Below are 12,802 nucleotides of genomic sequence, written 5' to 3'. Positions count from 1 at the left end.
TTGAATACATTTATAACACTAAATATCTGTAAATATAATAATGAGTGATGAATTAGGGTTCAAACCCAAAGCAAGGTTGATTTTACAACTCGGAGATCAGTTGATAAGGAGCGAAAGCATTGCTTTACTTGAATTAATAAAAAATTCTTATGATGCCTGTGCTGGTAGAGTTACTATAACTTTATCCAACCTTCATAGTAAGGAGTTTGGGCAGATTGTAGTAGAAGATGATGGAGTCGGGATGGACTATGATCTTATTAAAGATGTTTGGCTACAACCTGGGACTACTTATAAAAAAAACCAAGTCGATGACATAAATTTTGTAAGCGCTTGCAATAGAATACCGCTTGGGGAAAAAGGAATTGGCCGATTTGGTGTTCATAAACTCGGCGAAGAAATCGAACTTATAAGTAAAACAAAAACTAGTAATGAAGCCCATTTGAAAATAAATTGGAAAGATTTCGATAATGATAAATCATTAGATAAAATTCCTATTGACTTAACAGAGAGGAAACCGGAAACTTTTGACAATGATGCGCACGGGACCAAAATTATTATTAAGTCTTTAAGGACTACATGGACTAGAGGAGCTGTGAGAGAAATTTATAGAGCTGTAAACTCATTGAACTCGCCTTTTGAGTCAATAAATTCTTTCAAAGTATTATTTAAAATAGACCGTCAGGAATGGTTAGCAGGTTTGCTTAAATTCAAAGAGATTGAAGATAGTGCATTGTTCTCAGCAGAAATGGATATTGAGGATAATCAGATAAAAAATCTAGATTATAAATTTACCCCTTATGCTACAATGACGCACCTCAAAGAAAGGATACACTCTGAGGTAAACATTGACATGGTTCAGCGTGTTTATGACGAAAGTTCTAAGAAAAAGATTATAAAAGATATTGATCTCTCTCATTACAGGATTGGAAAAGTCAAGCTAAAGATGTTGATTTTTGATTTTGACAGTACCATTCTTTCATTAGGGGTAACGGACAAAAGGGGCTTAAAGGATTATTTGAAATTAAATGGTGGTATGCGAATTTATCGTGATGGAATTCGTGTTTATGACTATGGTGAGCCAGGAAATGACTGGTTAAGTCTAGATATTGATCGCGTAAATCTTCCAACAGCTAGAATAAGTAATAACATCGTTATTGGTGCTGTACAATTGAGCCGTCTTCAAAGTAAAGACTTGATTGAAAAAACTAATCGTGAGGGTTTTCTCGAAAACGATGCGTACGCTGAGTTTTTTAAGGCCATTCACTTTGCAATAAACCGAGTAATAACACAAAGAAATATTGATAAAGACAAGTTAAGAAGTCATTATTCAGGCAAATCACAAAAAGTTCCTGTGGTAGATAATCTTGATGTTTTACGAGAAAAAGTCACTGGCGTATTGCCAGATAATAAAAGTAGATCTGAAATCCTTGGGATAATCGATGAAATTGCTGCAGATTATAAAACTATAAGTGATATTTATATTCGGAGTGCTAGTGCAGGGCTAAGCTTAAGCATTGTAATTCATGAGATAGAAAAAATTATTCAAGAATTACTTTATGTTGTAGATGATGTAGGTAAACCAAACAGTGAAGAGAGGGTTAAGGCTCTTACGTGGCATTTAGGTAAACTTGTTGACGGCTACAGCGGACTAATCCGGAGAAAATCTAGGAAAGAATCCGATTTAAAAAAGATAATAAGTAATGCACTTTGGAACGTCGAATATCGATTAAAGGCTCATGGTGTGAAAATTATTCGCGCATTTGAAGAGGAAAAGATGTTTGCTACAAAGGCAAAATGCTCAGACAGTCTTATAACAGGAACAATTATTAATCTTATTGACAACTCGATCTACTGGATGAGCTTTGGCAAAGTTCAAAATAAAGAAATTTTCATTGACATAGTTGAAGAAATAGATGGCTTTATAACAATAGTTATAGCAGATAATGGTCCAGGATTTACAATTCCTTATGAAGACGCAATTCGTCCATTCATCTCAAATAAAGAAGATGGTATTGGGATTGGTTTACATATTGCGGATGAAATTATGAAAAGCAATGGCGGAGAATTACTCTTTCCTTCAGCTGATAGTGTCAATATTCCAAAAGACTTTAATGCAGGTGCAATCTTGGGTCTCGGATTTTACATCTCAAAGCAATAGGAATAAAATGGCACAAAAAATTGATACGCAGACAGAAGCCCAGTTAATACCAGAAAATGGTTCTGTTGTTGTAATTGACGACCAACCTACTGAAGCATTACCAATAGTTAAGGCTCTATCCAAGAAGGGCATAGCTACTACATATTACCAAGGTAACATAAAAGAAGATTTGCCTGAAACCCCTGTTCAAAATGTTAGATTATTATTTCTTGATCTTCAGATAATTGAAACCAATGATGAACATCAAATTGCTAAATCAATAATTAATGTTTTGCTAAAAGTAATCTCTGAAAAAAACGGCCCATATTTATTGGTTATTTGGAGCAAGAAATTTAATACCTACTCGGAGGCCGTAAAAAATGAGATATATAAACACGACCATCTTATTCCCGCTTGTATAATTAATTTTGACAAAGCTTCTTGCTTAGAAAGTAAGCAAATCCCTTCAATAGAGACTGATGTGTTTATTGATAAGTTAAATGATTTATTGGAAGGACAAATACATGCTGAAGATATTGAAACAGTTATATTAGCAGTAACTGGTGCATTAAAAGAAGAATATACAACAGAGTATGAAGCAAAGCCAGATGCGATTGAGATTATAGAAAAGCAACTCAAAACTGAACTCGAAAAGGCTGGAGCCTTCCATTTATTTGTAATTTGGGAAAATCTAGTAAAGAAAGCTGCGGCAAGGATGGTTTACGAAGTATCATCCTTAATAGATAACAATGAGCATTGGGAAATTAATGCAAGAAACGTGTTAAAGAGAATGGGTATTGCTAGAGTCGGGCAAAATCAGGTTAGTGGAGATGTACTAATTCAAGAAGCAATAAATACATTAAACATATCATTGGTGGATAACGTCGAGCATGAAATGAAGGGCATTAAAATGCCAAAACATATTTCGCTTCAAAATGATGTCATTTACATAGATAAAGTTGGAACTGATAACTTCTCTTTAAAATTATCTAGTACTGAGTCAGAAATTCTTAAAAACGATGTATCAGTAAAGAAGGCTGCCGATCAAGGCAAATTAAAGAAAGGTTTTATTAACGATACAAAAATGAATGCGGATGATAAAAAATCTTCATTACAAGTATTGGAAAAATATCACTTATTACCACCTTCATTAAATACAAAATTACACATTGAACTCTATCCTAGCCAAGAATTAATACCGGGCAATATTTATCTTAATCCAGAAGAGAAGAAAAAAGAGCAATATATTAGTAGTTTTCTCAAAAAAATGAATGGGAAAGTTGAAGAATATTTTTTGATTGATCTTGAAGTTTCGCCTATATGTGACTATGCACAGCAAAAGTGGAAAAGATCGAGAACCTTACCTGGATTAATGTATCCAAAAAAATATGAGGAGGATGCGAGAAGTGGTGCTCATATTTATCCTGTAGCTCCTAGCTTTAATATTGATGAATTGGAATATAAATTGATATTTGATTATCATTTGTTCAATGCATTGGATAAAGCAAATGCAAAAAAAAGGGAAGTAAAATACAGACTAAAGAGAGAACTGCTTTTGGATATAATTGCACAGTTATCATCCCATGTTAATCGCCCAGGAATTTCGTTTATCGAATAAAAAAAATGCAGCGATAAAAATAGTAGGTTCCAGATGTTGATTTCTTGATAACAAAACCTCCCATTATATTTAGATCTGATAAAATGTTTAAAATTGACTGCTTCTAAAAATGATGCTATGAAGATTACAGAAATAATTTCTGTAGTAAGTGAAAAATTAACTCTTGACAATACGGCGATTTTCTGTGGTGCGGGAATATCATTCAATTCTGGTCTTCCATTAGCTAATGATTTAATTAGCTATATTTTATCATTACTCCAAGTAAATCCTAATGACGCAGAAAAGATTTTACAATCGAATTTACCCTTCGAATCATTTATTCAAACTTTAACCGAGGAACAAGATATAGAGGATATTTTAGATATTTTTTCAAAAGGAATTCCAAACACAAATCACGACCTTATTGCTCAGCTATTAAAATTAGGATATGCTAAGAATGTTTTGACAACAAATTTCGATATGTTAATTGAAAATGCTCTAAATAACATTGGATTAGTAGAAGGAAACGATTATCAAGTATTTTCGAATGATGTGGAATTTGGAAATATTAATTGGAAAACTGACACCATTCGAATCATAAAGATTCATGGCTCTATTTCAAATCAAAAAGAAATGGCGATTACCTTAGAGTTAGTCGCCAGAAAAACGATAAGCCAACACAAAAACAATGTAATTTCTTCTTTTTTTTCGGGATTGATTAATCCTAATATCCTTATTCTCGGTTACAGCTGTTCTGATGTGTTCGATATTTCACCTTTAGTTGAATCCGTCAAAGAGAACAGAAGCCAAATATTATTTTTAGAACATTTTTTTGAAGAAACAAAAATCGAAGATATTTCAATCAAGGAATTCAATAACCCATTTAAAAATTATATAGGACAAAGATTCTTTTTAAATACCAATGTATTCACTGAATTACTATGGAAAAATATTATAACACATGAATATGAATTTAGGAAATCGGAATATTTTTGGAAAGAGAATGTGAACAAATGGTTCCAAGAGGCATCTTCATATTCGTTAGGAATGAAAAATCAAATTGCGGCTAGGTTATTTTTTGATATTGGTGAATATAATCTTTCTATTAAACTATGGGAACTGGGTTTACAAATTGCTCAACAGGAAAAGAATCAAATATTTTTTTATGCACAACTTGGAGGTATTGGAATGGCCTTAAACGCCATCGGTAAATACAAAGAGGCAAAATCATGTTTAGAAGAATCTGTCAAGGCATGCCGTGAAATTTGTAATACACAAGGCGAGATATCGCAATTACAAGCACTTGGAAACATTCATAGAAATTTAAGAGAATTTGATGAAGCAATTAACGCATTTAATAACGCTCTGGCTTTAGCGTCACTACATGAGCCTGGAAGTTTATGCTCATGTATAGGAAATCTGGTCAACGTTTATAATCAAGTTGGAGATCATGACAATGTAATTAACATACTTGAACGTGGATTGCCTATAACTCTTTCTAGAGGAAATAAACAAACAGAAGGGAGTATGTTGTGCAGTTTAGGGGTTGCACTTTTTCTAAAAGGTGATATTGATAAAGCATTTGAGTCGGTATTGCACAGCTTAAAGTTAACACAGCAGATTAGTGACAGGCAAGGGGAATGTATAGCGTTGCAAAACCTAACAAATTTTTTTCTCCAACTAGAGGATTATGATAATTGCTTAAAATATTCGAGTTTGGGACTGCAAATTGCAAGAGAAATTGGGATAAGGCAAAGCGAGGCAGCAGCCCTTTACAATTTGGGAACAACATACTTTTTTAAAGGCGACCAAAATTCTGCAATTTTTCACCTTAAGAAAGCGATTGAAATTTATACAGAAATATTTGGTAATAATCACTCTCATACCATTTCTGCAATAAATGCTTTAGTCAGGGCAGAAAAATATCCTGATTCTAATAAGAAAACAAAGATGAGAATGAAATAAATTAAGCCCATTAATTTTTCTGTAGATTCCTTTATACAATATTAAAAACCCAATGACATGTTGAGATAAGTTCGCCAAAATTATTCTTTAAAAATTTTCGAAAACCCGCCTATTTCGATCAATTCATCCACAAAATGGTTCGAATTACGCACCGCCACTGACCCAAGTTTGAAAGCAGTTCTGAAAAGAGCTGCTTTTTTTGTTTTAGTTAATTTGTAAGCCAAAAATTGCCTTTAAAACAAAACCCGGGGACGATGGCGGGTTTTGCTTTGGATAAAGTTTTAGGGTATCATACACAACATTTTTCTACGGTGGCTTTGTCGATGCCAGAGTAAGTTGCAAATTCTTCGATGGTTATAAACTGCTTTTTTGATTTTTTAAGTGCCACCTTTAAATCTTGCAATATTTTTTGTGCGTGCCTTAGACTTTTTCCTGTTAATAAGCTAACATCTTTTGGATAAATGCATACTCTTTTCATGTTTTAGGTTTTTTGTGCCCGCAACAGATTTGGAGGTGCCATAGCCCTATTCTGTTCGATTAAGCAAGTTGCAAGATTAGTACTATTACAGTACTTCATCTATACTTGATCCCTACTTGATCTATACTTCATCTATTAGTAATCATAAATGAAACATTATGGGGCTATCCCTGCCCAAGCGATATTTAAAAGAACTGTTGATTATTTAACTCTAATATAAAACATTAATTTTTTGCGTTCAAGTGCATAATATGATTTATTGCGAAGGAAACGATTGATTTGCATACAGCAATAGCAATTTATAAGCTAATTACAATCAATTCAATAGAAATAATATTACTAAATTTTTCAGAAATCAGAAGACGAAGCATTAAAATTTGGAATGGAATTCTCGATGAATACCTGAACTGGAAATCTGATGAAAATGCTTTCACGGTTATTTAGATGATAAGACACGTATTGGAAGGTGAACACCTTTTCCATAAAATTGTTGAAAGGTGGCAATTTCGAAACACTTCACTGTCAACCAAGCAGAAGCTTTGATAGCTGAAGAAAGCTTCATTCAACCACTGAACCACCACTTTTGGGTAGCTGCTGTTGTTGGTAATTATATTTTAAATGAAATCATTATTGAGGTCTTAATTTTTCAATGATTTTAGCATCAACCCAATAATCTTTAGTCTCCCAATAGGTACTTCCATCCTCCTTTACTTTTTCTTCTGATCTTCCAAAAAGCAAATATTTTCCGTCAGGTGTTAACTTTGCACCATTTTCTACTAATTCTGAATTTATCTTACCTCCCATATTAATAGCTGAGCCCCATGAACCATCTTGCTGTTGAAAACTGATATAAATGTCAGATTTGCCATATCCATCTTCTCGTTCGCTATCCCATATTATGTAAGATTCATCAGGTGCGATAAAGGGGTGGGCCACCAATTTCCCTGAGTTAATCTCCTTGCCCAGTAGTTTTGGTTCTTCACGTTTACCGTCTTTAATCCTTGATATACGGATTCCGTCATCGGTTTTATAATCATCAAAAACAATAGTCCCATTAGTGGATACTGATAACACCATAATGCCCAAATCTTTCCTGTCAAACATTGGGCCTAGGCTTTTTAGGTTTGACCAACCAGAACCTGTACGTTCAATATAGTTATGCCTTGAGTATAAGATGTTGCTATTTTTAACGCCACTGTGGTGAAAAGTATATTTACTAGCTCTGTAATAATTTTCTTCTTGCCGATATACAACAACGGCAGGCAGAAAAGGGTCATTACCTGAGTAAGTGAAGTAAAACTCTTCCATATCCAAAGAGTCCTCGTTCCCTAGTTTCCAATCTTTAGCAATACCCTTTTTAGGAACAAAAACTTCAGGATTTAATCCTGGTGGTTGATAGCCAAAGTATAGATTTTCGGCTATAGAAGAATTACTCTTTTTTGTTTCTGGTTGCTTAGTATTGCAAGCATTTGAGCATATTACAAATGCCAGTGCTAAAAGTTTAATCCTATTTTTCATTGTTCAATTAGTTTTAATTGCTGCCAACTAGCTTTTTTTTACTTAATGATTTCTAATTTCTGAATCATTGCTTTCGCTGATTCTGAATTGGGATCTAATGCTAAAGCTTTCTTGTATGCTTTTAGTGCATTTTCTTTATCATTGTTTATAAAATAGGCTTCGCCCAAGCTATCCCAAGTATTTGCATTATCTGGAAACAATCTTGCATTTTCTTCGAATACAACGATAGCATTTTCAACAGATTTTTCTTTTAAAAAAGCATAGCCAATTTTATTTAAAAGCGTATTCTTATTGCCCTTGGCAGTTTTGTTAATGGCATCTACATAAGCATTTACCAAAGCTGTTTTTTCATTCGTTTTAATGTCTGGATGTACACCTTTTCCTTCCCAATTGGTTTTAGTTACTGGATGAATAGCTTGGATATACGGAACAGAAATTGTAAACTCATCATTCAAATTAATGCGTTTGGTTCGGTTTGCACCTCCGGCAGTAACCTCACCAACTATGGTTGCCTTACCTAAATACTTTAACGTGTAGGCAAATGCCTCAGCCGCAGAAAATGTTTGCTTGCTCGTTAAAATGTAAATAGGCTTGCTGGTACTTCGTTTTCCAGCCACTTTAGCCAGCGAATAAAGTTGGGTTTTTGTGTCAGTTTTTCGTTCATAAAAATCGCTTAATAACACTGGTGTTTCGTTAAAGAAATAACTGGATAATAATTGCATCATATCGGGTACACCACCTCCATTTGTACGCAGATCGATAATAATTGCATTGGTATTGCTCAAAAAATTCATCGTAGCTGTAGCGGTTTCTTCAGCATATTTTACATCTGCAAATAGGCGTAAATTCAAATAGCCAATATTTCCATCTAGTATTTTTACTTCTGTAAATCCATAATTAATTTCTGCCATTTGTTTAGCCGTTTTTTTCTCGGCTTCTATTTTCATTTCTTCAGAAACAACAAGCTTTTCTTGCGCAATACGTTGTGGTTCATAACGAACTTTAAGGTGTAAATCTTTACTCACAAGTTGTAAATCTTCAGTTAGTGTTTTAGAAAAATCATCAGGATTGATGATTTTATCATACTTTTTCGAATTTTTGTCCAGCTCAATTATCATTTTCTTAGCTAAATCAAGATCGATATATGATTCTTGTAAATGCGTTTTTATTGAGTTGACAACAGCATTTTTTTCTTTTAAAGGCAGTTCATTTTTGTTGTCTTGCGCTACTACCGCCTGGCTCTTAATAACTATCATTAATAGCATTATTTTAAAATAGGTTTTCATCGTATTTATAATTTTCAGCAAACTTATAGGTAAATTAAAATGGTGAAAAATATTTTTCATGAACATAGTATTAACCATCACATACAGTTGGTTTATGCATACAAATGAGATTGAAGTAGAAATGAATATCGTTTGCGCTATTTTTGAGTGAGTTGGCGCATATTGTAAAATAAAAAGCGCAATTATCTTTAGTTTTGAGCCATGATTGCATTTCTCAAAAAATACCGAGCTTTTATATATGGCTTACTCATCCATCGGGTATTGGTTGTTTTGTTGTTGCACTTTAATTTAATTCATATAGACAATTCGGCAATATTGGCAAATGCCTTGAGTTTTATGATGAGTTGGTTAGTGATTTCATTGCCAATCCACTATTTTTCATTTTTAAAACAGCACAAAACAGTTAGCTTAAAGTTACTTGCACTGCTTTTTGTCTTTTTTGTTGTTATTATAAATGATGCAAATGCTAAAATTGCAGACAACCCAATAACCTTTGTTGAATTGGTAAGCATTGGGATATATACATTTTCCATTATCGCACCATCGTATTTCAAGAAAAATGCATTAATTATAATCGGTTTTTACCTATTAGCTTTAGGTTATTTCTACTATATAAGAATTTACATTAATGATGAACATACTTACCTACAACAAGAAAAAGAGATTAAAATCATCTTAACTGCTCCCTTTTTTGTAATGCTTTTAACTTGGTTTTACCAGCAATGGAAATGGTTAAAAATTTTAGAATCAAAGAAAGATAAGGCAGAATTATCCTTATTAAAAAGCCAAATTAACCCACACTTTTTTTTCAATACCTTAAATAATTTATATGGATTGATCATCGAAAAATCTGATGATGCAGCAACTGTTGTTTTAACATTGTCTGACTTGATGCGTTATACCATTTATATGGGCAAGGAAGATTTTGTGCCTTTAAAAGATGAAATAGCTTACCTAAAGAATTACATCGAATTGCATAAAATTCGATATCGAAAAAATGTTGATATTGTATTTAACTATGCAGGGCATACTGATTGTGTGATTGCACCACTCATGTTCATCATTCCTTTAGAAAATGCATTTAAACATGGAGTAGAAAGTTTAACAGAAAATGCCTTTATCCATATTAGCATGGGTGTAGATAATGGCGTAATTCATTTTGAAATAGAAAATAACTTTGAAGAAACTGAAGCGAACAAGAGCGTTGGTATTGGAATAGATAATTTAAAACAGCGTTTAGCATTATTATATCCAAATAAACATAACATACAAATTGAAGTTAAAGATTCTATTTATAAATTTAATATAAAAATAGAAACTACATGATACGCTACCTAATTATTGATGACGAGCCTATAGCACATCGGATTATTGAAAACTATAGTGAAAATTTGCCTCATTTGGTAAAGGTAGGAAATTGCTATAATGCCTTTGAAGCAATGAAATTTTTAAATGAAAATACAGTCGATTTGTTATTTTTAGATATCAATATGCCTAAACTATCTGGTTTCGATTTTTTAAAAACTCTGGCAAATCCGCCTAAAATTATTGTAACTACGGCCTACAAAGAGTTTGCAATAGAAGGTTATGAACTTAATATTTCTGATTATTTATTGAAACCATTTAGTTTTGAACGCTTTATAAAAGCAATTAATAAAACAATTGATGCTGCCCAGAATAAGAAAAGCATATTCCTATTGCCTATTACTGAAAAGCAAGCAAATGATGGTAGCTTTTTCTTAAAAGGGGATAAAAAATTGCATCAAATTCATTTTCAAGATTTATTGTTTATAGAAGCTTATGGGCATTTTACCAAAGTCTATTTAAAGGATGATATGATTATTAGTCCCCAGAAAATTTCTGATTTTGAAAAATTGCTGCCAACATTAGATTTTTTAAGGATTCATAAATCTTTTATCGTTTCAAAAAATAAAATTAAATATATAGAAGGTAATAGGGTATTAATCGATCAGCACAAAATACCTATTGGACAAACCTATAAAGAGATAATTAATAAATTTTTCTAAAATAATATGTTCAGTTACTCTTTTTGACTAGAGACAATTGGTTTAATTGATAATCTCTATTAATGGATAATTTCTATTAATCGCTACTCTCAATTAATTAAGTTGAACATCTAAACTATATTAAATAGATAAATGTACTATTCATCCTCCGTTTTTGTTAGGAGATTTACAAAGGTTTTCCAATAATGGAGAGCCATCTTTATAACAAAATATTTTATGAAATTTTTTATTGATACAGCTAACCTCCAGCAAATACTAGAGGCGCATGAAATGGGTGTGCTTGATGGTGTTACTACCAATCCTTCCTTAATGGCCAAGGAAGGAATAAGTGGGCAACAACATGTTTTAGCGCACTATCAATCTATTTGTTCAATTACCGATGGCGATGTAAGTGCAGAGGTAATTAGCACATCTTATGATGAGATTATATCAGAAGGGGAAGAGCTGGCTTCATTACATAGTAAAATTGTTGTTAAAGTACCTATGATTAAAGATGGAATTAAAGCGATACGATATTTTTCTTCAAAAGGCATTAGAACGAATTGCACTTTAGTTTTCTCTTCTGGACAAGCTTTGCTTGCTGCCAAAGCAGGAGCAACTTATGTATCTCCATTTGTTGGTCGGCTTGATGATATATCTTATGATGGCATGCAATTGATTAGCGATATCAGACTCATCTATGATAATTATGGGTATCAAACTCAAATCTTAGCCGCGTCGGTTAGAACCCCAATGCATATCGTAAATTGCGCTAAATTAGGAGCAGATGTTATTACAGCACCTCTGTCTGTTATAACCTCATTGTTAAATCATCCGCTCACAGCAAGTGGATTGTCTCAGTTTTTAGCAGATCATAAGAAAGCTGCAGGATTATAAATCTTTTAATTTCACAATAAAATCTGGTAAAATGTCATTACAAAATTGGTCACCTAATTACCTCTCAACTATTCCATTTCATCTTCAGCTTAAAAATGTATTGCAAACGGCAATAGATGAAGGAAGACTCTCTGATGAAAATATACTTCCAAACCCACAATTTATAGGGGTTAAATCTTTTTTTCAGAAAGATTATGCTATTAAAACTTATGATTTATTAGTTAAAGAAGGTAAGTTATCCTTTTTGCATGGAAGAGGATATTCATTAATAAAATAATAGTATAAAAACCTATAAGGATTGTTTTGTATCGATTGCATAAATTAATTAAGATTCGAAATCATGCCAATTAAAGCTTTAGCTATATACCAATTTGTAATTAGTAATTTAATACTACAAAATATGTTTTTTGGAGTAAATATTTTGGTCGATATTTTTATGCAAAACGCTTTAATGAGCTTTTAATGAAGATTTCACCATACTTAAACAAACTCGCTATAAATTTAAACAATTGTGCTATAGTAAAATTTTTACCAATTGTAGTTTCGGTAAACTAAATATGTGCAAATCTGCAATCTTAAATTGCTCGTAGTCACATCAATTTACTAACCAAATATTATTAACCAAATAGAAAATTAAATCTTATGATAACATCAAGTTAAATCATGTCGGTATGATTGATACCCAACAAAATTCAATTCGAGAATTTTAAATAAGAAATACAAACCAAATTAAAACCTAATTTTATGAAGAAAAACTACTACATCAAAGAATGAACTCATTAGAGTTCAAATAATGGTGTATTTTAAATCATTAATTTTTAAGATGAGTTAAAATATCCAAATTTCAAGTCCTTTAAATAATTTTTTTTAAACATTAATGCAATCGGTTGCATTTAAAATTTAAAATTTTTACTTTTA

At 32.2% G+C, this 12,802-nt stretch carries 10 protein-coding genes; 7 read left to right on the top strand and 3 right to left on the bottom strand.

The genetic code is table 11. The features are described 5' to 3' along the window. Positions 1–40 precede the first annotated feature (40 nt). The 3 genes from FA045_RS17535 to FA045_RS17525 all read left to right on the top strand — a co-directional run bounded on the left by FA045_RS17535 (position 41) and on the right by FA045_RS17525 (position 5,699). Positions 41–2,158 (top strand): ATP-binding protein, encoded by a 2,118-nt coding sequence (locus tag FA045_RS17535; RefSeq protein WP_136878389.1) that lies wholly within the window; start codon positions 41–43, stop codon positions 2,156–2,158. Positions 2,159–2,165: 7 nt separating this feature from the next. Continuing rightward, a complete protein-coding gene (locus tag FA045_RS17530) occupies positions 2,166–3,755 on the top strand; it encodes a hypothetical protein (RefSeq protein ID WP_136878388.1) in 1,590 nt (529 codons plus the stop codon). Between the two features lie 117 nt (positions 3,756–3,872). After that, positions 3,873–5,699, top strand: coding sequence for a tetratricopeptide repeat protein (locus tag FA045_RS17525; RefSeq protein ID WP_136878387.1), 1,827 nt, complete (start codon positions 3,873–3,875; stop codon positions 5,697–5,699). Positions 5,700–5,988: 289 nt separating this feature from the next. Here FA045_RS17525 and FA045_RS17520 read toward each other — a convergent pair whose 3' ends face one another. The 3 genes from FA045_RS17520 to FA045_RS17510 all read right to left on the bottom strand — a co-directional run bounded on the left by FA045_RS17520 (position 5,989) and on the right by FA045_RS17510 (position 8,951). Beyond that, positions 5,989–6,177, bottom strand: a complete 189-nt coding sequence (locus FA045_RS17520; RefSeq protein WP_136878386.1) for a hypothetical protein — start codon at positions 6,175–6,177, stop codon at positions 5,989–5,991. Between the two features lie 627 nt (positions 6,178–6,804). Further along, on the bottom strand, positions 6,805–7,695 hold the full coding sequence (locus FA045_RS17515; protein ID WP_169305092.1) for a TolB-like translocation protein: 891 nt from the start codon (positions 7,693–7,695) through the stop codon (positions 6,805–6,807). 38 nt (positions 7,696–7,733) lie between these two features. Further along, positions 7,734–8,951: a S41 family peptidase gene (locus FA045_RS17510; protein ID WP_169305091.1), complete on the bottom strand. Its 1,218-nt coding sequence runs from the start codon at positions 8,949–8,951 to the stop codon at positions 7,734–7,736. Positions 8,952–9,182: 231 nt separating this feature from the next. On the opposite strand from FA045_RS17510, the gene FA045_RS17505 reads away from it, so the two are divergent. The 4 genes from FA045_RS17505 to FA045_RS17490 all read left to right on the top strand — a co-directional run bounded on the left by FA045_RS17505 (position 9,183) and on the right by FA045_RS17490 (position 12,161). After that, positions 9,183–10,307: a sensor histidine kinase gene (locus FA045_RS17505; RefSeq protein ID WP_136878384.1), complete on the top strand. Its 1,125-nt coding sequence runs from the start codon at positions 9,183–9,185 to the stop codon at positions 10,305–10,307. Further along, positions 10,304–11,008 carry a LytR/AlgR family response regulator transcription factor gene (locus FA045_RS17500; protein WP_136878383.1) on the top strand — a complete coding sequence of 235 codons (705 nt, stop codon included), beginning with the start codon at positions 10,304–10,306 and terminating at the stop codon, positions 11,006–11,008. The genes FA045_RS17505 and FA045_RS17500 overlap by 4 nt, the downstream gene beginning before the upstream one ends. A gap of 216 nt (positions 11,009–11,224) precedes the next feature. Continuing rightward, entirely contained in the window at positions 11,225–11,884 is a 660-nt protein-coding gene (fsa, locus tag FA045_RS17495) for a fructose-6-phosphate aldolase (RefSeq protein ID WP_136878382.1), read from the top strand. A gap of 31 nt (positions 11,885–11,915) precedes the next feature. After that, positions 11,916–12,161 (top strand): hypothetical protein, encoded by a 246-nt coding sequence (locus FA045_RS17490; RefSeq protein ID WP_136878381.1) that lies wholly within the window; start codon positions 11,916–11,918, stop codon positions 12,159–12,161. Positions 12,162–12,802: the final 641 nt, after the last annotated feature.

The sequence above is a fragment of the Pedobacter cryotolerans genome (genome assembly GCF_005116475.1).
GTDB classification, from domain to species: domain Bacteria; phylum Bacteroidota; class Bacteroidia; order Sphingobacteriales; family Sphingobacteriaceae; genus Pedobacter; species Pedobacter cryotolerans.
Note: the sequence above shows the minus strand (reverse complement) of the source record. Positions and strands in the feature narration are given on the sequence as shown.

Excerpts from the sequence above, each read along its gene's own strand:
- FA045_RS17535 (WP_136878389.1), top strand. The coding sequence starts at position 41 with ATGAGTGATGAATTAGGGTTCAAACCCAAAGCAAGGTTGATTTTACAA.
- FA045_RS17530 (WP_136878388.1), top strand. The coding sequence starts at position 2,166 with ATGGCACAAAAAATTGATACGCAGACAGAAGCCCAGTTAATACCAGAA.
- FA045_RS17525 (WP_136878387.1), top strand. The coding sequence starts at position 3,873 with ATGAAGATTACAGAAATAATTTCTGTAGTAAGTGAAAAATTAACTCTT.
- FA045_RS17520 (WP_136878386.1), bottom strand. The coding sequence starts at position 6,177 with ATGAAAAGAGTATGCATTTATCCAAAAGATGTTAGCTTATTAACAGGA.
- FA045_RS17515 (WP_169305092.1), bottom strand. The coding sequence starts at position 7,695 with ATGAAAAATAGGATTAAACTTTTAGCACTGGCATTTGTAATATGCTCA.
- FA045_RS17510 (WP_169305091.1), bottom strand. The coding sequence starts at position 8,951 with ATGATAGTTATTAAGAGCCAGGCGGTAGTAGCGCAAGACAACAAAAAT.
- FA045_RS17505 (WP_136878384.1), top strand. The coding sequence starts at position 9,183 with ATGATTGCATTTCTCAAAAAATACCGAGCTTTTATATATGGCTTACTC.
- FA045_RS17500 (WP_136878383.1), top strand. The coding sequence starts at position 10,304 with ATGATACGCTACCTAATTATTGATGACGAGCCTATAGCACATCGGATT.
- fsa (WP_136878382.1), top strand. The coding sequence starts at position 11,225 with ATGAAATTTTTTATTGATACAGCTAACCTCCAGCAAATACTAGAGGCG.
- FA045_RS17490 (WP_136878381.1), top strand. The coding sequence starts at position 11,916 with ATGTCATTACAAAATTGGTCACCTAATTACCTCTCAACTATTCCATTT.